Annotated in this window: 19 protein-coding genes and 1 tRNA gene; all 20 read right to left on the bottom strand. The window is 65.3% G+C overall.

Going from position 1 to position 22,026, the window contains the following annotated elements; all coding sequences use genetic code 11:
• Positions 1-13: 13 nt before the first annotated feature.
• The 20 genes from rpoB to NRB20_RS06670 all read right to left on the bottom strand — a co-directional run bounded on the left by rpoB (position 14) and on the right by NRB20_RS06670 (position 21,928).
• Positions 14-3,604, bottom strand: a complete 3,591-nt coding sequence (rpoB, locus tag NRB20_RS06765; protein ID WP_153408433.1) for a DNA-directed RNA polymerase subunit beta — start codon at positions 3,602-3,604, stop codon at positions 14-16.
• Between the two features lie 392 nt (positions 3,605-3,996).
• A complete protein-coding gene (locus NRB20_RS06760) occupies positions 3,997-4,740 on the bottom strand; it encodes a hypothetical protein (RefSeq protein WP_153408431.1) in 744 nt (247 codons plus the stop codon).
• A 13-nt stretch (positions 4,741-4,753) separates the two neighbouring features.
• Positions 4,754-5,518, bottom strand: a complete 765-nt coding sequence (locus tag NRB20_RS06755) for a hypothetical protein (protein WP_153408429.1) — start codon at positions 5,516-5,518, stop codon at positions 4,754-4,756.
• Between the two features lie 52 nt (positions 5,519-5,570).
• Positions 5,571-6,812, bottom strand: a complete 1,242-nt coding sequence (locus tag NRB20_RS06750; protein ID WP_153408428.1) for an MCE family protein — start codon at positions 6,810-6,812, stop codon at positions 5,571-5,573.
• Complete coding sequence (locus tag NRB20_RS06745; protein ID WP_153408828.1) at positions 6,809-8,011, bottom strand: MCE family protein; 1,203 nt, start codon at positions 8,009-8,011, stop codon at positions 6,809-6,811. The genes NRB20_RS06750 and NRB20_RS06745 overlap by 4 nt, the downstream gene beginning before the upstream one ends.
• An 11-nt stretch (positions 8,012-8,022) precedes the next feature.
• A complete protein-coding gene (locus tag NRB20_RS06740; RefSeq protein ID WP_227833312.1) occupies positions 8,023-9,261 on the bottom strand; it encodes an MCE family protein in 1,239 nt (412 codons plus the stop codon).
• A 383-nt stretch (positions 9,262-9,644) separates the two neighbouring features.
• A complete protein-coding gene (locus NRB20_RS06735; RefSeq protein WP_153408826.1) occupies positions 9,645-10,613 on the bottom strand; it encodes an MCE family protein in 969 nt (322 codons plus the stop codon).
• Positions 10,614-10,729: 116 nt separating this feature from the next.
• The gene (locus NRB20_RS06730; protein ID WP_153408824.1) at positions 10,730-11,797 is read right to left on the bottom strand and encodes an MCE family protein; all 1,068 of its coding nucleotides are present in this window, start codon (positions 11,795-11,797) and stop codon (positions 10,730-10,732) included.
• 8 nt (positions 11,798-11,805) lie between these two features.
• Positions 11,806-13,155 carry an MCE family protein gene (locus NRB20_RS06725; protein ID WP_319944560.1) on the bottom strand — a complete coding sequence of 450 codons (1,350 nt, stop codon included), beginning with the start codon at positions 13,153-13,155 and terminating at the stop codon, positions 11,806-11,808.
• 70 nt (positions 13,156-13,225) lie between these two features.
• Positions 13,226-14,083, bottom strand: a complete 858-nt coding sequence (locus tag NRB20_RS06720; RefSeq protein WP_153408424.1) for an MlaE family ABC transporter permease — start codon at positions 14,081-14,083, stop codon at positions 13,226-13,228.
• Between the two features lie 2 nt (positions 14,084-14,085).
• Complete coding sequence (locus tag NRB20_RS06715; protein WP_319944559.1) at positions 14,086-14,880, bottom strand: MlaE family ABC transporter permease; 795 nt, start codon at positions 14,878-14,880, stop codon at positions 14,086-14,088.
• A gap of 11 nt (positions 14,881-14,891) precedes the next feature.
• A complete protein-coding gene (locus tag NRB20_RS06710) occupies positions 14,892-15,968 on the bottom strand; it encodes an ABC transporter ATP-binding protein (protein ID WP_319944558.1) in 1,077 nt (358 codons plus the stop codon).
• A gap of 525 nt (positions 15,969-16,493) precedes the next feature.
• On the bottom strand, positions 16,494-16,874 hold the full coding sequence (gene rplL, locus NRB20_RS06705) for a 50S ribosomal protein L7/L12 (protein WP_153408422.1): 381 nt from the start codon (positions 16,872-16,874) through the stop codon (positions 16,494-16,496).
• Positions 16,875-16,933: 59 nt separating this feature from the next.
• Entirely contained in the window at positions 16,934-17,485 is a 552-nt protein-coding gene (gene rplJ, locus NRB20_RS06700) for a 50S ribosomal protein L10 (protein WP_153408420.1), read from the bottom strand.
• A 420-nt stretch (positions 17,486-17,905) separates the two neighbouring features.
• Complete coding sequence (gene rplA / locus NRB20_RS06695) at positions 17,906-18,619, bottom strand: 50S ribosomal protein L1 (RefSeq protein ID WP_153408418.1); 714 nt, start codon at positions 18,617-18,619, stop codon at positions 17,906-17,908.
• Between the two features lie 127 nt (positions 18,620-18,746).
• Positions 18,747-19,181, bottom strand: coding sequence for a 50S ribosomal protein L11 (rplK, locus tag NRB20_RS06690; RefSeq protein ID WP_153408416.1), 435 nt, complete (start codon positions 19,179-19,181; stop codon positions 18,747-18,749).
• A gap of 157 nt (positions 19,182-19,338) precedes the next feature.
• Complete coding sequence (gene nusG / locus NRB20_RS06685; RefSeq protein ID WP_319944557.1) at positions 19,339-20,106, bottom strand: transcription termination/antitermination protein NusG; 768 nt, start codon at positions 20,104-20,106, stop codon at positions 19,339-19,341.
• Positions 20,107-20,221: 115 nt separating this feature from the next.
• Entirely contained in the window at positions 20,222-20,638 is a 417-nt protein-coding gene (secE, locus tag NRB20_RS39235; RefSeq protein WP_406603791.1) for a preprotein translocase subunit SecE, read from the bottom strand.
• Positions 20,627-20,699, bottom strand: a tRNA-Trp gene (locus NRB20_RS06675). The genes secE and NRB20_RS06675 overlap by 12 nt, the downstream gene beginning before the upstream one ends.
• Positions 20,700-20,935: 236 nt before the next feature.
• Positions 20,936-21,928 carry a fused (3R)-hydroxyacyl-ACP dehydratase subunits HadA/HadB gene (locus tag NRB20_RS06670; RefSeq protein WP_153408815.1) on the bottom strand — a complete coding sequence of 331 codons (993 nt, stop codon included), beginning with the start codon at positions 21,926-21,928 and terminating at the stop codon, positions 20,936-20,938.
• Positions 21,929-22,026: the final 98 nt, after the last annotated feature.

The following is a 22,026-nucleotide window of genomic DNA, read 5'->3' as shown; positions in this document are numbered from 1 at the left end:
AACGGGACCAAAATCACTGCGCCAGATCGTCTACCGTGGCGGCTTCGTTGCGCGAGAGGTTGATGCCCAGGTTCGCGGCGGCGCGCTCGAGGTCTTCGTCGTCGCCGTCGCGCATCTCGATGGCCGCGCCGTCCGAGGACAGCACCTCCACGTTCAGGCACAGGGACTGGAGCTCCTTGAGCAGAACCTTGAACGACTCCGGAATACCGGGCTCCGGAATGTTCTCGCCCTTGACGATCGCCTCGTAGACCTTCACGCGGCCGACCACGTCATCGGACTTGATGGTGAGCAGCTCCTGCAGCGTGTACGCCGCACCGTATGCCTGCATGGCCCAGCACTCCATCTCACCGAAACGCTGACCACCGAACTGCGCCTTACCACCGAGGGGCTGCTGGGTGATCATCGAGTACGGACCCGTCGACCGCGCGTGGATCTTGTCGTCCACCAGGTGGTGCAGCTTCAGGATGTACATGTAGCCCACGGCCACCGGGTACGGGAACGGCTCACCGGAACGCCCGTCCAGCAAGACCGCCTTGCCGTCGGCGTTGACCATGACCTCACCATCGCGGTTCGGCAGGGTCGAGCCGAGCAGGCCCGTCAGCTCCTCCTCGCGGGCGCCGTCGAACACCGGGGTGGCGATGTTGGTGTCGGCTTCCTGACTCCACATCTCCTCCGGCAGCGCCTGCGCCCATTCGGGCTTGCTGTCCGACTCGGACCCGTCAACGTGCCAGCCGGCCTTGGCGATCCAGCCCAGATGGGTCTCGAGCACCTGACCGATGTTCATACGACGCGGCACACCGTGCGTGTTCAGGATGATGTCGACCGGGGTCCCGTCGGGCAGGAACGGCATGTCCTCCTTGGGGAGGATCTTGCCGATGACGCCCTTGTTACCGTGCCGACCGGCGAGCTTGTCGCCGTCCTGGATCTTGCGCTTCTGGGCCACGTACACACGCACGAGCTCGTTCACACCGGGAGGCAGATCGTCGTCGTCATCGCGCGAGAACACCCGAATACCGATGACCTTGCCGGACTCACCGTGCGGCACCTTCAGCGAGGTGTCGCGCACCTCGCGCGCCTTCTCACCGAAGATCGCGCGCAGCAGCCGCTCCTCCGGAGTCAGCTCGGTCTCACCCTTCGGGGTGACCTTGCCGACCAGGATGTCGCCGTCACGCACCTCCGCACCGATCCGCACGATGCCACGCTCGTCGAGGTCGGCGAGGACCTCGTCGGAGACGTTCGGGATGTCACGGGTGATCTCCTCGGCACCGAGCTTGGTGTCGCGGGCATCGATCTCGTGCTCCTCGATGTGGATCGAGGTCAGGACGTCCTCTTCCACGAGGCGCTGCGACAGGATGATCGCGTCCTCGTAGTTGTGGCCCTCCCACGGCATGATCGCGACGAGCAGGTTCTTGCCCAGCGCCATCTCGCCGTTCTCGGTGCAGGGACCGTCGGCCAGCACCTGGCCGTGCTCGACCCGCATCCCCTCGTCCACGATCGGACGCTGGTTGGAGCAGGTGCCCTGGTTCGAGCGGTTGAACTTGCGCATCCGGTAGCTGCGGCGGGTGCCGTCATCGTGCATCACGGTGACGTAGTCGGCCGAAACCTCTTCCACCACACCGGGTTTCTCGTTCACCACGACATCGCCGGCGTCCACCGCGGCACGCAGTTCCATACCGGTGCCGACCAGCGGCGACTCGGAACGGATCAGCGGCACGGCCTGACGCTGCATGTTCGCACCCATCAGGGCGCGGTTGGCGTCGTCGTGCTCGAGGAACGGGATCATCGCGGTCGCGACCGACACCATCTGACGCGGCGAGACGTCCATGAAGGTGACCTCGGACGGCGCGACGAACTCCATCTCCTCGTTGCCCCGGCGCGCGAGCACCCGGTCCTCGAGGAAGTTGCCCTCGAGGTCGACCGGCGAGTTCGCCTGGGCGCGGACCTCGCGGTCCTCCTCGTCGGCGGTGAGGTACTGCACCTCATCGGTGACGCGGCCGTCGGTGACCTTGCGGTACGGGGTCTCGATGAAACCGAACGGGTTGACCCGCGCGTACACCGACAGCGAACCGATCAGGCCGATGTTCGGGCCTTCCGGGGTCTCGATCGGGCACATGCGGCCGTAGTGCGAGGGGTGCACGTCGCGCACTTCCAGGCCGGCGCGCTCACGGGACAGACCACCCGGGCCCAGCGCCGACAGGCGACGCTTGTGGGTCAGACCCGAGAGCGGGTTGTTCTGGTCCATGAACTGTGACAGCTGCGAGGTGCCGAAGAACTCCTTGATCGCCGCCACGACCGGGCGGATGTTGATCAGGGTCTGCGGAGTGATCGCCTCGACGTCCTGGGTGGTCATGCGCTCACGCACGACACGCTCCATACGCGAGAGGCCCACGCGGATCTGGTTCTGGATCAGCTCGCCCACGGTGCGCAGACGACGGTTGCCGAAGTGGTCGATATCGTCCACCTCGACGACGACCTCACGACCACCGGGGGCGGTCATCAGCTTGTCGCCCTGGTGCAGGCGGACCAGGTACTCGATCGTGGTGACGATGTCCTCACGGGTGAGCACCGAGCCGATGACCGGCTCGCCCATGTTCACGCCGAGCTTCTTGTTGACCTTGTAGCGGCCGACGCGAGCCAGGTCGTAACGCTTGTCCTTGAAGAACAGGTTCTCCAGCAGGGTCTGCGCGGACTCCTTGGTCGGCGGCTCGCCCGGACGCAGCTTGCGGTAGATGTCCAGCAGCGCCTCGTCCTGACCGGCGGTGTTGTCCTTCTCCAGGGTGGACATCATGATCTCGGAGAAACCGAAACGCTCGGTGATCTCCTCGGCCGTGAGGCCCAGCGCCTTGAGCAGCACGGTGACCGGCTGCCGACGCTTGCGATCGATACGCACGCCGACGGTGTCGCGCTTGTCGACGTCGAACTCCAGCCACGCACCACGCGACGGGATGACACGCACGCTGTGCAGCGTCTTCTCGGTGGTCTTGTCGATGGACTCGTCGAAGTACACACCCGGCGAACGCACCAGCTGCGAGACGACCACACGCTCGGTGCCGTTGATGATGAACGTGCCCTTGTCGGTCATCATCGGGAAGTCACCCATGAAGACCGTCTGGGACTTGATCTCACCGGTGTTGTTGTTGATGAACTCCGCGGTCACGAACAGCGGTGCCGCGTAGGTCATGTCCTTGTCCTTGCACTCCTCGATGGAGGCCTTGACCTCTTCGAAGCGTGGATCGGAGAAGGACAGGGACATGGATCCGGAGAAGTCCTCGATCGGCGAGAGCTCCTCGAGCACCTCCTCGAGCCCGCCGTACGGGTTCACCTCGCCACGGGCGATCGCCTTCTCCCGCCACAGCGGGGAGCCGACCAACCAGGCGAACGAATCGGTTTGTAGATCGAGAAGCCCCGGAACCTCGAGAGGCTCGCGGATCTTCGCGAAAGACACCCGCTTCGGGGCTCCGGGGATTCCGGCCTTGGTCTGGGTGGAGACTGCCAAGATGCGTCCTTCCAGCACCTCACGCGAGTCGCACGGTGGGCCTGCGACCGTCGCTTGTCTGCTTCGTTGTGTGAGATTCCCGCTGGTCACAACCCGAACGAGCCCCATACAGCAGACAACGGAAGTAACACCTGACGGTGGAACTTTCGTAGTGTGCGATCAAAGGTGTGGACAGGAGGCAGCCAGCGCAAAGTCCAAACGTACACCCCCGAAGCAGGGGTGTCAAAGTACCACCAAGGCCCAGCTTCGGTGTATCGGCGCGCCGTACCCGTATTCGCTGGCTGCGTCAGGGTCGGCGGCTGCCTGATCACTCCGGGTCCTGGACCCTGTGACAGCTGCCGCTGTTGTGAATAGCGTGACGGTTCGGACCGAACTCGTCAAGTGGCGGGGCCGCCCCGTTACCCGCGAGATCGCCTGCGGCGCTGCACGTTCACGCGTTCACAGCATCGCCGGAATTCAATAACTACGCCCTGAACAGCGGTTCTGCCATCAATGAAAACTCAGCGGTCGGTGATTTCGCTGGCCAGCCAGTGTCCGTTGATCTTCTGCATGCGCAACACGATCGGCCCGGAGGCACTCGCCTGCGCCACACCGCTCTTGGTCGAGGCGACTGTGAGATCCACCAACAGCTCCGCGCGATCGCCGGTGAGCAAAGTCACACCCACGGGATCCGGTGTCGCGGTCGCGGTGGACTGCGCCTGCTTCACCGCGGAGACCGTGGTGTCGGCGAATTTGTCGAAGTCGCCCAGCATCTTCCCGGTGACGACCTTGTGCACCGCGTCCTTGTAGCCGTCGATGTTCTTCACGTCGTACGAGTAGATGGTCTTCAACGCATTGTCGGCGGCCGCGGTGACCTGCTGCGTCGACGCGGAATCCACGAACGCGGAGTTGCCGTCGCTCACCCCCGGCCGCAGGAACGCGACCACGGCGAACGCGGTCAGCACGACCGCACCCGCGAGCAGCCCCGCACCCCAACCCCACCCCGACGCGCGGAACCGCGGCATCGAGGGCACGGCCACGCGCGGCACCCGGAGCGAGCTCCCCGCGGACTCATGGCCCGAGCCAGCCCGCCGACCGGCGGCCTTCGCACCGGAAACCTTGCCCGCGACACTCCCCGCGGCCGCCTCGGTACGCCCGGCTCCGGCGGTAACGCGCGAGGTCCGCTTCCGAACAGTGCTCTCCGCGACCCGGCCCGCGGGCCGCATCCGGGAGGAGATCTTGTTGACGGGACGACGTTCAGTCATTGACCAATTCCTCCTACGAACCCGGCTGGCTCTGCGGCGCGGGCGCGGGAGTGCCACTCGGTGCGGGCGCCGGGGTGGACGCCCCGGGCTGGGACGAAGCCTGCGGCTGCGCCGCCGACGCGTTCGACCCCGCGTTGTCCAACGGAACCAGATCACCCAGCGAATTGGCCTGATCGGTCTTCCACAGCCCCCCGACCTTGGTCAGATCCAGGGTCCAGGTCGCCCGGAACGACTGCACCAGCACATTCGGCGCGGTCTGCGTCTGCTGCACGACCACCAGCGCGGACGCCTTGTCCCGCTCACTGTTCAGCGAGGTCAGCGAGGCGCCGAGGATCTTCGCGTCCAGCCGCGTCTTGGCCTGCTGCGCGGTCTCCTTGATGCGGTCGTGGTTCTGGTTGAACTCGTCCAGCATCTGACCGGTCATCGAGGACTGCATCAGCTTGATGGAGCCGTCGACATCGTCCGGATTCATCGAGCTGAGGTTGAGCGCCGCCTGTCGCGCCGCATCCAACGCGGTGTCCCGGGCCTGGGCCCGGGGCGCGTCGGTGAAGAATCCGGCCCGCACCCACCCGACGCCGAACCAGGCGGCCGCGACGAGCGCCGCGACCAGCCAGACGGCGGCCACACAGGTCACCACGGTGCGCAGCACCGAGGGGCCGGAGATCACCTCCGACACCTCGGTGATGGTCCCCGACGAATCGGCAGCAACCTTCGAATCAACCTCTTCCGGAGGTATCTGCGCAGCTTGCGACGTGACGTTGGACAGGTCAGTACTCACAGCGACACCCTAGCGTCGTTATTTTCCCGGGCTCGTCGCCCCTGTCCGACCGTCACCGCTTCGGGGTCACTCCGATGAGAGTGGCCAGCTGGGTGGCGACCGGGTTCAGGTTCAACTTGTCCGGATCGGTCTTGGGTTTGTTGTCCCACGGCTGTGGAACGCTCGGATCGGCCAGTGTGGCCCGGGCTCCGCCCCGCACGTCCGTCGGACTACCTTGCGGCACAACGCATTTCGCGTCCTTGTTGAACGGGAAATCGTCGCGGGTGTCATCGAAGTCCGGATTCTTCGCCTTCATCTGCGCGAGAATCCGCTGCGTGCCCTCGTACCCGAGCGTACAGGCCGGCGGATTGTTGGTTTCCAGCACCAGCCCGAAGTGCGTGGTCCCGTCGCCCGGCGCGGTGGCCGAACCGCCGATCGACAGCAGCGGCAGCATCTGCAACAGCGGCTTCAGGCCGTAGTACTTCGGCGACACCGCCGCCAGCACCGTGCGCAGATTCGCCAGATCCTTGGTCAGCGGATCGCCGCTCTCCTGCAACAGCTTTCCGATCGCATTGCCGGAATCGGTGCCGGTGCCGATCAACCTGCGGATATCGGGATCGTTGGCCCGCAACTGCGCGGCCACCTTGTCCAGACCGTCGCTGAACTGCCGGATGTCCCCGCCCTGATCGACCTGGGTCTGCAGGACGGTCTGTGCGTCCTTGATCAGCGCCACCGTCTGCGGCAGCGCGTCCAACCCGGTCACCGAGAACTTGTTCAGCGAATCGATCAGCACGCGCAGGTTGTCGCCCTGCCCGTCGAACGCCTTGCCCAGTTCGGTGACCGTCGTGCTCAACGCCTTCAGATCCGTCGTACTGGCCAGCGTGTTCACGCTCGACAGCAGGTCCTGCACGGGCAGCGGCGTCTCGCCGCCGACGATGATCGACCCGTCCCGCAGATACGGCCCGCCGTCACTGGACGGCACCAGATCCACGTACTGCTCACCGATCGCCGACCGGTCGGCCACGACCGCCTTGGCGTTCGCGGGCACCTTCGGCTTACCGGAATCCATCTCGAGATAGATGACCACGCCGTCGGGAGTGATGTCCTGCGCACCGACCGTGCCGACCGGAACACCGCGATAGGTGACCTCCGCGCCCTTGGACACATCACCGGTGGTCTTCATCTGCACCCGCACCTGATACTGGCCGAAGCCCAGCATATGGTCCAGATGCACGTATTTCGCGCCGACGAAAACCACCCCGAGCACGGCGATCACACCGAAGGCGATCAGCTGATAGCGGACGAGTTTGCTCATCTCGGCTTCACTCCCAACTGATTCAGAATCGAGCCGATCGGATCACCCGGCTCGGCGTTGGCGGGCGTCACCACGGTCGGCGGCAGCGGCAGCAGCGACACCGTCGGCCAGCCCGGCCGCGGACCGTTGCCGTTGTAATAGGGATTGGTCGGATCGACCGCCACCGGACGTCCCTTCGGCGGAATGTAGACCGGATTCGGCTCACCCACGCCCAGGCTCTTCAACATGGTGCCGATCTGCAGATCCACCGACAGCCAGGTGTTCACCGAACCACCGAACTCGGATTTGATCGCCTCGTCGGGGAACGGATACGTCGGGATCAGCGGGAACGCGGTCACCAGATCCGGCGCCGACCGGCCCAGTTCCTGCAACGTCGGCCGCAACGCGGTCAGATCCGCGATCAGGTTGTCCTTGGACCTGTCCAGCACCGAGATACCGGCCTGCCCGACCCGGTTGAGCTGCGTCAACAGCCCGATCAGCTCGGGCCGCTGCTGATCCAGGATGTGGATACCGGCGGGCAGCTCGTCCAGCACCTTCGCGATCTGGTCGCTCTGCTGGCCGACCCGCTCGGACAACGTGCCCAGCCCGTCCAGCGCGTGCTGAATATCACCGACCTGATCGTTCAGACCCTTGATCAGTGTGTCGGTCTGATTCAGCAGCGAGCGGACCTTGTCCTCGCGACCGCCGAGGGTCTTGTTCAACTCGGTGACGATCGGCTGCAACTGCGCGACGCCACCACCGTTGAGCAGCAGCGACAGCGCGCCCAGCACCTGTTCCACCTCGGTGGCGTGCTGGGTGTTCTGCACCGGGATGACCTCGCCGTCGTGCAGCGGCTTGTCCGAGACGTCCTTGGTGGGCGCGGTCAGCTCGATGAACTTCTCGCCCAGCAGATTGGTCTGCTTCACCTCGGCGTGCGCGTTCGACGGCAGTTTCACCGAATCGTTCACCACCACACGCACACTCGCGGTCCAGCCATCGGGCGCGACCTCGATCTTGTCCACCCGCCCCACGGCGATACCGTCCACCTTCACCGCGGACTGCGGCACCAGGTCCAGCACATCGTCGAAGCGGATGTCCAGGTGCAGCGGATGATCGCCGACGTCCGCGCCGCCGGGCAGCGGCACGCTGTAGATCCCCGCCGAACCGCAGGAGCTCACCAGCAGCGTCGTGACGCCCAGAACCGTTGCGGCACAGGCCATCTTGAGCGGCTTCACTTCTGGCCTCCCGGCTTCTGCGAGGGCGGCTGCTGATTCGACGGCGTCCCGGGCACGGTGCCCGGCACCGGGGCGCGCTGCTGGTTCTCGCCGCTGAGGATGCCGAACGGCAGGTTCAGCGAGGGCGTCACCACACCCGCCTTGATCTGATCGGTGACGGTCTTGCACTTGTCCAGGATCGGCCGCATCTGCCGGCTGATCGCGTCGAACTTCGGATCGCCCGGACGCAGCTGGCCCAGGTCGATCAGCTTGCAGATCGTGCCGAACGGATTCTGCAGATCGGTGAAGTTGGCCCGCATGTCCAGGGTGCCGGTCTCACCGTTGTGCACGTTGATCAGGTTGCTCAGCGCCAGCGGCAGCACCGGCAGCAGGTTGGCCACGTCGTTGCGCTGATCGGCGAGGGTCTGGGTCAGCTTGGTCAGCGACGCGGCGTTGCTCGCGACCAGCGAGCGATTGTCGTCGATGAACCGGGCCACGTCCCCGAGCGCGACCGACAGCAGGTTCAGCGCCTGCCCAAGATCGTGCCGCTCCCCCGAGAGGAATCCGGCCAGATCCGCGAGCTGCGTGTTGAACTGCCGCACCTGCGCGTCGTTCACCGCCAGCGTGTTCACGAAGATCTGCAAGTTCTTGATGGTGCCGAAGATGTCGCCGCGCGCGTCGGACAGGTAGCGGGCCGCGTGCGAGAGCTGGGTGAGGCTGTTGGCCAGCGCGTCACCGTTCCCGGCCAGATTCTTCGCACCCGTTTCGACCAGCTGGTTGACCGCGCCGTTCTTGTTCGCGCCGTTGGGGCCCAGTTCGTCGGACAGCTGCGCGATAGATTTGTAGAGCCGGTCCACCTCGACCGGGGTCGCGGTGCGGTCCTTCGGGATGGTCGCCTCGCGGCCCATCTTCGGCCCGCCCTTGTAGACCGGGCTGAGCTGGATGTATCGGTCCGAGACCACCGAGGGGGTGATCTGCGCGGCCGACGCGTCGGCCGGGATGTCGTACTTCCGGTCGACCGACATGACGACCTTGACCTGATCGCCCATCGGCGTGATCGAATCCACGTGCCCCACCGGCACACCCAGGATCCGTACCTCCGAGCCCTGGTAGATGCCGATCGACTTGTCGAAGTACGCGGTGATCCGGGTCTTGTCGAAGCTGTCGAACAGCCACCACGCCACCCCGGCCAGCACGACGGCGACCACGGTGACCAGGGAGATGAGGACCTTCGTGGAACGTCCGGAGCCGCGCAGCGCGGTCACCGGATCCCGGTGACGGGCCGAATCACCGCTGGTGCCAGCGGATTTCGCGTTACCAGTGGACTTCGCCCTACCGGCGCTCTTCGCGGCGGCGCCTGCCGCAGCGGTGTCCTTCGCCTCGGACCGCTGCGCGGCATTCGGCTCGGTCGGCGAATCACCCTCGGCCGCAACATCTTTCGACGCCGAACCGGCCTGCGAGGTCACCGCGACCTTCGACACCGCCCGCTGCACCGGAATCTGCTCGGTCGGCGAATCACTCCCGGCGGTGGCGTCACTCGCCGACTGCTGCACAGGCAGCTGCCGGGTCGGCGAATCCCCCGCCGCCGCAGCATCTTTCGCCTGATCAGCGGCCTTGTCTTGCCCGAACTCGGGTTCCATCAGCGGCCTCCCAGGTTCCGGATGGGCGGACGGTTGCCCGGGACGTCCGGCAGGGCCGGGGGAATCAGATTCACGATGACCGCGTCGAACCAGCGGCCGTTACCCAGCACGTTCGAGTACAGCCCGTAGAACGGCGCGGCCAGCGTCAACGTCTTGGAGATGTTCTGCTGATTGTCGTTGAGCATGTCGATGGACTTCTGCAAATTGGTCAGCGCCGGGCCGATCTGCTGCTCGTTGTCGTGCACCAGCGTGGTCAGTTCCGTCGCAATGGTTTTCGCGCCGGTCAGCAGCTGCGCGATCGCCTGCTGCCGGATGTTCAGCTCGGCCAGCAGCTGGCCGCCGTTGGCGAGCAGACGCTCGAACTGGACGTTGCGATCGGCGAGCACCTTGGTCGTCTTGTTGGTCGCCGCGAAGAGCTGTTTGAGCTGCTCGTCGCGTTTGGCCAGGGTCTCGGACAACCGCGCGACACCGTCGATGGAGTTGCGGATGTCCGGCGGCGTCTCGGAGAACGCGTCCGAGAGCACCTGCATACTCTTGGCCAGCTGCGCGGTGTCGGTCTGCTCGATGTCCTTCGCGGCGTCCTGGAACGCTTCGGTCACGTCGTACGGAGATACCGTGCGCGACAAGGGAATCCGATCCGAAGGATTCGCCGGGCGGGTGCCCTTGGGATCCAGGGCCAGATATTTCTGCCCGAGCACCGTCTTGATCTGGATCGAGGCGGTGGTGTCGTTCCCGATCCAGGCGTCCTTGGTGCGGAACGAGACCAGCACCCGATCGCCGTCGAGCCCGACATCGAGCACATCACCGACCTTGACCCCGGCGATGCGTACCTCGTTCCCCTTCTTCAGCCCCGCGGCCTCGGAGAATTCGGCGGTGTACTTGGTGCCCGCGCCGATCAGCGGCAACCGGTCGACGAAGAACGCCGACACCGCGACCAGCAACACCAGGAACAGCCCCAGCCCGCCCATGAACGCGGGGCTCCGCTCATTTCGGCGCGGGCGGAGGCCCTGCGTGGTTACGCTCGCTGCCTCCTCCGGGCCTTGACCGCCCGCGCCGGGCTTACCCAGGAGCTTGCGCTCATCCATCAGCGACCACCCTTCCCATGGCACCGCGGCGCGGGATTGGTGTAGACCGGCTGATTCACCGTCGGCATACTCGCGGGCAGATTCAGATGCTGGCCGTCCTTCATACCCGGACCAGCGACGATATCGATACCGCAGAGATAGAACTGGAACCACGAACCGTAACTTGCGGCGCGACCCAGCTTCTCCATCTTGATCGGCAGATTGGTCAGCGCCTCGTTCACCTCGGGCGACCGATCGTTCAACGTGCCGGTCAGCTGGTTCAAGCCCGCGATCGACCCCTGCAACGTCGGCACCGTCGGCACCAGCAGATCCGAGGTCGCCGAGGCCAGATTCCCCAGCGAGCTGACCGCCGCGCCGATGGTGCCGCGCTCGGCGCTCAGACCGCTCACCAGCGCCTCGGTGTTGACGATCAGGTCGTTGAGCGCGCCGTCCTTCTTGTTCACCGAATCCAGAATCGCGTTGAGGTTCTTGACGATCTGCCCGATCACCGCGTCCTTGTCGGCGATCTTGTTGGTCAGGCTCGCGGTATTGGTCACCAGATCGCTGATGGTGCCCTTCTCACCCTGGAACACCTGGATGATCTCGTAGGACAACTTGTTCACGTCGTCCGCGGTCAACGTCTGGAACAGCGGCCGGAACCCGTTGAACAACGTGGTCAGATTCAACGCCGGACGCGTGTGGTCCAGCCCGATCGTGCCGCCCGCGTTCAACTTCCGTCCCTGCTGCCCGGTGCCCTGTTCGAGCGAGATGTACCGCTCGCCGACCAGGTTCCGGTACCGGATGGTCGCGGTCACCGAGGCGGGCAGCCAATCCCGGTCCGTCAGTTCGAAATTCACCATCGCCTGGTCGTGATCCACGACCGACACCTTGGTGACCTTGCCCACCCGCACACCCGCGACGCGCACCTCATCGCCCGGATTGAGCGAGGTCACATCGCTGAAACGCGCCTTGAACTCGGTACCGCCACCGGAATAGTTGGCGATGGTCAACCCGAGCAACACCGTCGCCAGCACCGTGACCAGGACGAAGATGATGAGCTTGGTCAGCGGCCCACCGAGCCCTCGCAACGATCCGCTCACTTGACACTCACCTCACTCCCACGCAGCGCGGGCGCGCCGATCCGGCTCACCCAGCTGGGCACCTGATTCGGCGAAACCCCGTTCGCCGCGGCATAGATCGCACCCAGCGCGTGCTCCTCGGACGGCGACCCGGCCAGCGAGGCCGTCTGCGCGCCGAAGACCGAGAACTGCGCGGGCGGCAGTTTGCCGATGTTCTGCTTGCCCGGGTTGCGGGACGGCGGCTGATACGAGCCGTCGTTGGCCGAACCGGTCGGATACTGCCCAGCGTCGGTGCCCAGCGGATACTCCGGGAAACACACCGGCCCGCGGGTGTCGAACCAGCGCGGCTCGTCCTGATTCGGCAGATACCGACCGCGCGTGTTGACCAGCTTCACCGAGACCCGCGAACCCGGCAGATCGGTGCCCTTGCCGAAGAGCTGATCGATCCGCGGCTTCTGCTGCGCGAAATTCCGCATGGTGCAGGCATATTCGGGGGAATAGGTGGCCAGCAGCTGCAACGCCTCCCGCGAATCGGCGGCGACGTCGATGATGTTGTCGTGGTTGGCCTTCAGGAAATCGGCCAGCCGCGACGACGTCGGCGTCAGCGTCGAGTACAGGGTGTCGATCTGCGAACGCTTCTGCACGATGGTCGCGTTGAGGGTGCGCAGATTGTCGAACGTGTCGACCAGCTGCGGCAGCGCGTCGGCATAGGTGTCCGCGACGGTCGCGAAGTTGTGGATGTCGTCCTGCAGGGTCGGCATGACGCCGTTGAGCCCGCGGAAGATCGTGTCCAGCCGGTCGACCGTGTGCCCGAGCTCCTGGCCCTGCCCGCCGAGCGCCTGCGACAGCGCACCCAGCGTGGAGGCCAGATACTGCGGCGGAATCGCCTGCAACAGCGGCATCACGCTGTCCAGCAGCTGGCTGACCTCGATGGCGTTACCGCTGGCGTCCTGATGCAGGGTCTGCCCGGCGGTCAGATGTCCGGTCGGATCCTGCGGCCACACCAGATCCACGTACCGCTCACCGAACAGCGTCTTGGGCAGCAGCCGCGCGGTGACGTTGGACGGAATCTCCCGCGCCTTACCCGGATCCAGCGCCAGATGCAGCGTGACCTTGCTGCCCTGCGGCTGACTGGACCGGACCTCGCCGACGGTGACGCCGCGCACCTTCACATCGGCATTGCGTGTCAACGCGTTGCCGACCGTGTCGGTGATCAGATCGACCTTCACCACCGGGGTGAACGCCTTGTTGTACATGGCGACCGTGGTCCCCAGGAAAAGCGCCATCACCAGGAAGAACAACACACCGAGCGTGCGGGTGCGCAATTTCTCCGTGGACCGCCAGAACTGAATTCCGGCGGCGCTCACGCGGTCACCACCCTGGATGCTCGGGGGGCCTCCGTGGTTACGCACACTGCCGCCTCCGGCCCTGACCCGCTCATCCGGCTACTCGCACAGTGGTCGTCGTCCCCCAGATGGCCAGACTCAGGAAGAAATCGAGCACGTTGATCAACACGATCGACGCCCGCACCGCGCGTCCCACCGCGACACCCACGCCCGCCGGACCGCCGGTGGCGTTGAATCCGTAGTAGCAGTGGATCAGGATGATCACGAACGCGAACACCAGCACCTTGAGGAACGAATACAACACGTCCTGAGGTGGCAGGAACAAATTGAAATAGTGGTCGTACGAACCCGTGGATTGCCCCTCGAACCACACGCTGATCTGCCGTGAGGCCACGAATGTGCCCAGCAGGCCGACGATGTAGAGCGGAATCACCGCCACGAATCCGGCGATCACCCGCGTGGTGACCAGGAACGGCACCCCCGGCACCGCCATCACCTCGAGCGCGTCGATCTCCTCGGAGATCCGCATCGCGCCCAATTGCGCGGTGAAACCACAGCCGACCGTCGCGGACAATGCCAGCGCCGCGACCAGCGGGGCCAGCTCACGGGTATTGATGTACCCGGTGAGGAATCCGGTCAGGACCGAAGAACCCAGGGCATCGAGGGCCTTGAATCCCTGCAGGCCGACGACGACACCGACCGAGGCCGACATCATCACGACGACGCCGATGGTTCCGCCGATCACCGCCAGCGCACCCGAACCGAAGGTCACCTCGGCCAGCAGCCGCATGACCTCCTTGCGGTAGTGCACGACGGTGCGCGGAATCCACGCAATTGCCTTGGAATAGAACGACATCTGGTCGCCGGCGCGGTCGATGACATCGACGGGAGCCCGTAGGACACCGCCGATCCGGCGAAAATTCTTGGCGGATCGCTGTGAAACAACCATGGTCAGGATCCCTTGGCCGGGACGATCTGCAGGTACACCAACGTCAATACGAGATTGACGAAGAAGAGCACCAGGAAGGTGATCACCACGGATTGGTTCACCGCGTCACCCACTCCTTTCGGTCCCCCCTTCGGATTCAAGCCTTTGTACGCGGCGATGACGCCCGCGAGCAGACCGAACAGTAGCGCCTTGATCTCACCGATCCACAGGTCGGGCAGCTGAGCCAGCGCGGAGAACGACGCCAGATAGGCACCGGGGGTACCGCCCTGCAACATCACGTTGAAGAAATAGCCGCCGCAGATGCCGACGACCGAAACCAGGCCGTTGAGCAGCAGGGCGACCAGCATCATGCCGAGTACCCGGGGCACCACCAGGCGCTGCACCGGGTCGATGCCCAGCACCTCCATGGCGTCGATCTCCTCGCGGATGGTCCGCGAGCCCAGATCCGCGGCCACGGCCGAACCCGCCGCCCCCGCGATGATGAGCGCGGTGACGACGGGGGCGGCCTGCTGCACGGTAGCCAGCACACTGGTTGCGCCGGTGAAGGATTCAGCGCCGAGCTGCTTGATCAGTGAACCGGTCTGCAACGCCACGACGGCACCGAACGGGATTGCCACCAGGGACGCGGGCAGGATCGACACACTCGCGATGAACCACGACTGCTCGATGAACTCGCGCCACTGGAAAGGCCGGACGAATGTCTTACGCGCAACGCTGATGAGCAGCGCAAAGATATTGCCCGCCTGGGCAAAACCCGACTCGACCGGGGTGCGCAGCCGCGTCAGGGTTTGATTCACGGGAGCGTATGTTACCCGTTGGTTGTGTTATGTCGAACCGTGGCGTCGAACGCGTTGCCCATCGAATCCTGCTGATTGCCGGAATAGGCCGGGAGAACTTGTGTATCGCCGTTCTCCTGCATCGACTCCTGGATCGCCACCTGGGCCTGATGCGGCAGGGTGTGCATGATCTCCATGACGCGCCGACGACGCCGTTCCACGGCCTGCCGCACGGGCATACCGGGCGTGGCCTTCATCTGCGGGATGATGCCCTCGACCTCTTCGGTGCCGTTGTCGTAGTGGCCGGCCTCCGCGAGCGCCTGCTCGCGAGCCATCTGCGCCTCGTCCTTCTCCTCGGACATGCCGATCGGGCCGACCATGCGGCCGTTGAGGAACTGCTTGACCACGGGCTCCTCGGAGGTCAGCAGGACCTCACGCGGGCCGAACATGACCAACTGGCGGCGGAACAGCATGCCGATGTTGTCCGGCACGGTACGGGCCAGGTTGATGTTGTGCGTGACGATCAGAATCGTCGCGTCGATCTGCGCGTTGATATCGATCAGCAGCTGCGACAGATACGTGGTGCGGACTGGGTCCAGACCCGAGTCCGGCTCGTCCACGAGGATGATCTGCGGGTCCAGCACCAGCGCGCGGGCCAGACCGGCGCGCTTGCGCATACCGCCGGAGATCTCGCCGGGCAGCTTGCCCTCCGCACCGAGCAGACCGGTCAGCTCGAGCTTCTCCATGACGATCTTCTTGATCTCGGATTCGCTCTTCTTGGTGTGCTCCCGCAGCGGGAACGCGGTGTTGTCGAACAGGTTCATCGACCCGAACAGCGCGCCGTCCTGGAACAGCACACCGAACAGCTTGCGGATCTCGTACAGCTCCTTGTTGGAGCAGGTCGTGATATCCGTGCCGTCGATGAAGATCGAGCCGCGCTCCGGGCGCAGCAGACCGATCAACGACTTCAGGAACACCGACTTACCGGTACCGGAGGGGCCGAGCAGAGCGCTGACTTCCCCCGTGGGCAGCGTCAGGGTGACGTCCTGCCAAATACGCTGAGAGCCGAAGGATTTGGTGACACCTTCGGTCCGGACCTCGACGCCCACGCCAACCTCCACATATTCTTTGCAACGAGCGATCCCGTGCCGTGTCACGCTCGGGGCGAAACCGCTCCAGCGCTGGGCCGATACAACACAGCACGATGTGACGCGTCACACTGGGTGCGGCCACTGTATCGCATGTAAACCGGCATTCCCATCCCCCCTTACCCGCGAGTAAGAAGCAAGACACTCCGGTTTATTCTCGACCGCGTCCCGACCTGGGCGAACCCGAAGCACCCGAGCCTCTGCTCGGTCACCACGACTCGCCGAAGATATGACGAACGGGCGGCCCCCACAAGGGGAACCGCCCGCCGACAACAAGAACTGCGCACCAGCCTTCACAATCCGGCTGGAACACCTCGTCCACCCAGTTCCGCCAACTCCGGACAACGCCAACCGCAGTGTTTGCGGCGCGGCTTGCCGCCCGGACGCGTGGCGGGTGCGAGGAACGAGTGCCCGACACGGGGCCGGGCGGTGAGCCTTCGGGCGCCGCAAACCCGCCGGAGCGGAGCGGAGGCCGAAGACACAGTATTACTTGACGGACACCTTGGCGCCGGCCTCTTCCAGCTTCGCCTTGGCGGCCTCGGCGGCGTCCTTGGCGACCTTCTCCAGGATCGACTTCGGCGCGGACTCGACGAGGTCCTTGGCCTCCTTCAGGCCCAGGCCCGAAACGATCTCACGCACGACCTTGATGACCTGGATCTTCTTGTCGCCCGCACCCTCGAGCACGACGTCGAACTCGTCCTGCTCCTCGGCGGCCTCGGCCGGAGCGGCGCCACCGGCGACGGCGGCCACGGCGACCGGAGCCGCAGCGGTGACCTCGAACTTCTCCTCGAACTTCTTGACGAAGTCCGACAGCTCGAGCAGGGTCATGCCGCCGATGGTCTCCAGCAGCTCGTCAACGTTGGCCATGGTGGCCTCCTTTCAGTGGGGTCTTCCCGCGCGAACGGGAAAAGTGTTGGGGTGGTTGGTTATTCGGCAGCATCGGCCGGAGCCGATTCGCCGCCGGCGGCACGCTGCTTGTCCTCGAGCGCGGCGAACAGGCGCACAACCTGTCCGGCGGGCGCGGCGAACAGGCCCGCGGCCTTGGTGAGGTTGCCCTTCATGGCACCGGCCAGCTTGGCCAGCAGCACCTCGCGGGACTCCAGGTCGGCGATCTTCTCGACCTCGGTCACGGACAGCGGCGCGCCGTCCATGTACCCGCCCTTGATGACCAGCGCCTTGTTGTCCTTGGCGAAGGTCTTGAGCGCCTTGGCGGCGTCGACCGGCTCGCCGTGGATGAAGGTGATCGCGGTCGGCCCGACGAACAGCTCGTCCAGGCCCTCGACACCCGCGTCGGCGGCAGCGCGCTTCACGAGGGTGTTCTTGGCGACGGAGTACGTGGCGTTGTCGCCGAGGGCACGCCGCAGCTCGGTGAGCTTACCGACGGACAGACCACGGTATTCCGTGATCACGGTGGCGGTCGCGTCCTGGAACTGCTTGGTGATCTCTTCGACCTGATCGTGCTTCCACTGGATTGCCATACTTCGCCTCCTCTCAGGGGTATCGGTTCGTAATGAACGACCGAACACCGCGAGGGCCGGAGACAAAGCAAACGCCCCGGACGCAGAGCGTTCCGGGGCGCACAAGAAACATCGTGAATTCCACAGGGACTCACGGCTTCCCGACCTCGGCTCTCCCTGCGTGGGCCGCCGGCAATATCGCCGGACCTTCAGTCGCCAGCACTCAAAAGCACCGACAACGACCAACGGTCTTCGGTAGAACGATTGGGGGTGATCACTGAACTGGTCAATGACCGTCGTCCAGGCTAGCACAACCTTTACGCAGAACGTAATCTCGCCGAACGCGCAAGCGCACCGTCGGTCAACCTCGATCCACGAACGCCAACGGCCGGTACGGAAAACCGTACCGGCCGTTGATGATTCAGCGTGCGACCTGTGCGACTACGCGTCCTCTTCGGTGAGGTTGCGGGTGCGGTTCGGGTCCACCGGGATGCCCGGTCCGGTGTTCGTCGAAATCGTCACCTTCTTGACGTAGCGGCCCTTCGCGGTGGAGGGCTTCACACGCAGGATCTCCTCGAGCGCGGCGCCGTAGTTCTCCACCAGCTTGGCGTCGTCGAAGGACGCCTTGCCGATCACGAAGTGCAGGTTGGCCTGCTTGTCGACGCGGAAGTTGATCTTGCCGCCCTTGATGTCGTTGACGGCCTTGGTCACATCGGGGGTGACCGTGCCCGTCTTCGGGTTCGGCATCAGACCACGCGGACCCAGGACACGCGCGATGCGGCCGACCTTGGCCATCTGGTCGGGGGTGGCGATCGCGGCGTCGAAGTCCAGCCAGCCGCCCTGGATGCGCTCGATCAGATCCTCGGCGCCCACGGCGTCCGCACCGGCGGCCTCGGCCTCGGCGGCCTTGTCGCCGACCGCGAACACGATGACGCGAGCGGTCTTACCGGTGCCGTGCGGCAGGTTGACGGTGCCGCGGACCATCTGGTCGGCCTTGCGCGGGTCCACACCCAGGCGCACGGCGACCTCGACGGTGGCGTCGGTCTTCGTGGTGGCCGTCTCCTTCGCCAGGCGCGCGGCCGACAGCGGGGAGTACAGCGCGGAGCGGTCGACCTTGGCGGCCGCCTCGAGATATGCCTTGCTTCGTTTTGCCATGATTATCTGTCCTGTTCTGGAGTCAGAAGTGGTAGCGGGACTGGCCATCCCTCCCACTGCGCGGGGATCGAGCGCGATGTAAACAGCGCGGGGATCGAGCGCGATGTGTACCGCGCGAAAGCCGCGACTAGTCCGAAACGGTGATTCCCATCGAACGGGCGGTGCCCGCGATGATCTTCGCCGCCTGGTCGATGTCCTTGGCGTTCAGGTCTTCCTGCTTGGTCTTGGCGATCTCCCGGACCTGGTCCATGGTGATCTTGGCGACCTTGGTCTTGTGCGGCTCGGCCGAGCCCTTCTGCACACCGGCGGCCTTGAGCAGCAGCCGAGCGGCGGGCGGGGTCTTCAGCTTGAAGTCGAACGTGCGGTCTTCGTAGACCGTGATCTCGACCGGGATGACGTTGCCACGCTGCGACTCGGTCGCGGCGTTGTACGCCTTGCAGAACTCCATGATGTTGACGCCGTGCTGACCCAGCGCGGGGCCGACCGGCGGAGCCGGGTTCGCGGCACCGGCCTGGATCTGGAGCTTGATGAGCCCAGAAACCTTCTTCTTCTTCGGGGGCATCTTTCTTCCTTGGTTAGGTTCCCTACGGATTCCCGTAAGCCTTATCCGGATGAACGCCCCGGCAGATTTCGACCGCACGAGAAATACGGTCGGCCGAGGCGCAACCCGGCAAGTGTAGTCGAACGCTGGCGGGGGCCCGAAATCGCCCCCGCGCGAATCAGATCTTCGAGACCTGCGTGAACGCCAGCTCGACCGGAGTCTCGCGACCGAAGATCGACACCAGCACCTTGAGCTTCTGCTGCTCGGCGTTGACCTCGGAAATGCTGGCGGGCAACGTCGCGAACGGGCCGTCCATGACGGTCACCGACTCGCCGACCTCGAAGTCGACCTCGATGGTGGGCTTGGTCAGCGGCTCGGCGGCGGCGGCCTCGGCGCCGGTGGCGGCCGCGGCGGCGGGCTTCTTCTGCTGCTGATCGGCCGGGACCAGGAACTTCACCACGTCGTTGATCGACAGCGGCGACGGGCGCGAGGTGGCGCCGACGAATCCGGTGACGCCGGGGGTGTTGCGGACCGCGCCCCACGACTCGTCGTTCAGATCCATCCGGACCAGGATGTAGCCGGGCAGCACCTTGCGCTGCACGTTCTTGCGCTGGCCGTTCTTGATCTCGGTGACCTGCTCGGTCGGCACCTCGACCTGGAAGATGTAGTCCTCGAGTCCGAGGTTCTGCACGCGGGTCTCGAGGTTGGCCTTGACCTTGTTCTCGTAACCGGCATAGGAGTGGATGACGTACCAGTCGCCCGGCGCGCGACGCAGCGCGGCCTTCATCGCGGTGACGGGATCGACTTCCTCGTCGACAGGGGCTTCCTCGGCGGGCGCGGCCTCAGGGGCGGACTCCGCGGACTCCTCGACCTCCGTCGCGGCGAACTCGTCCGCCACGTCGTCGACCAAGAATTCCTCGGTTGTGCCGTTCTCCGGGGTGCTCACTGCGCACTCGCTTCCTGTGTCGTCACTAACTTCCTCTGCGTTCCGGACGTCGAATCACCGCAGATGACATCCGCACCATGCACGTGGGAAATCTGTCACCCACGCCGACGGCCGACTAGCCGAACAGCCAGTTGACGCCCCAGTTGAACGCCAGATCCAGCAACGAGATGAACGCGACCGTGAAGACCACGAACACCAGGACCACCGTCGTATAGGTGACCATCTGCTTGCGGCTGGGCCAGATCACCTTGCGCAGTTCCTGAACGACTTCCTTCAGGAACTTCACCAGGCGTTTGAACGGATTACCCATACCGCCACCGGCCTTCTTGCCGGAAGACTTGGCCGCCTTGCGCGACCCTTCGTCCCGACCGGAGCGCTCGATCGTCGCGACGGAACCCGTCTCGTGATCCGAGGAACCGGAACGAGCTCGCCGAGACGACCGCTTACCGGTCGGACGACTCACCGCGCGGGTGTCATCGTCATCGGACACGTCGATCCTCTCTCGTCGCTGGGCATCTTGCAGGGGTGACAGGACTTGAACCTGCAACCTGCGGTTTTGGAGACCGCTGCTCTGCCAATTGAGCTACACCCCTTCGACCGGACTGATCCGGCACGGTGATCATTCAGTTGTACCCGGGTGGCCACACGAGACGCGCGCCACCCCTGTGGTGTTCCGGCACCGGCGGAAATCCGCCCGGAACCGGCCCGTTCGGAGCAGCGCGCAGCGGCTGGTGTCCCCAGATTTCCGAGTGTACGGTACGCCCCCCTCGCACCGCCAATCCGGGTCCCGGGGCCACCGCGACCACCCGATCCGCGCTGCTGACGCGGGTCAGGCCAGCTGCACGGTCGCGGTCGCGCGCCCGAAGATCTTGCGTCCGGCGGACTTGGCGACCATCGCGACCACCGCGGTCCGAGTCTCCGGATCGACCGACTTGATCTTGCCGGTGTACTCGATCTCCGCGGGCTCGTCGGCCGCCACGTAGACCGGGCTGGTGAACCGGACGTTGTACTCCTTGATCGCACCCGGATCGCCCAGCCAGGAGGTGACGAAACCGCCGCCCAGGCCCATGGTGAGCATGCCGTGCGCGACCACGTTGTCCAGGCCGGCGAGCTTGACCATCTCGTCGCTCCAGTGGATCGGGTTCGCATCGCCCGAGACGCCGGCGTAGTTGACCAGATCGCCGCGGGTCAGCCGGACCACGCGCGTGGGCAGTTCGTCGCCGACGCTGACGTCCTCGAAACGCACCGCGTGCGTACTGGCCGCGAGTTCGGGGACGGTGGCGACCGGCACGGGCGGCGCGGTGACCGGCGGGGTGGTGCGCGGGTGATGGCCCGGCGCCTCGCCGATGCCGTGCATCAGCACGTTGCGCACGGCCTGGGCGATGTTCGGGTCGACATCGCCGCCGCTGCGGCCGACCAGGGTGGTGTAGGTGGTCAGGACCAGTTCGTCGCGCGAGGTGACAATGTTCTTCGTGACGATGATGTCGCCACCGAACGCCTGCCGGAACGAGTGCAGATAGACGTCGCAGACCAGCTGATCGCCGACCCGGATCGGCCGGTGGAATTCCAGGATCTGGTCGGTCTGCATGATCTGGCTCAGGTCGTAGCCCGTGACGACCTGCTCGAACAGCTTGCGCTGCGCCAGAATTCCGACCAGCGAGATGAACGTCACCGGGGCCAGCAGACCGTCGTAACCGTATTCCTGGGCGACATCCTCGTCCCAGTGCACCGGGTGGTAGTCCTGCACCGCGCGGGCGTACTCGCGCACCTTCTCACGGCCGACCTCGTAGTAGTCGTCGACGCGGTAGTGGTGGCCGACCATCGCGGCCGCGTGCGCGGCCGGATCGAACTCCTCGACGATGTCGGTTCCGGTGTCGGTGGTCCCGGCTTGTGTAGTCACGGAAGAATGTCCCTATCTGA

The organism is Nocardia macrotermitis (assembly GCF_009604405.1).
Classification (GTDB): Bacteria; Actinomycetota; Actinomycetes; order Mycobacteriales; family Mycobacteriaceae; genus Nocardia; species Nocardia macrotermitis.
Note: the sequence above shows the minus strand (reverse complement) of the source record. Positions and strands in the feature narration are given on the sequence as shown.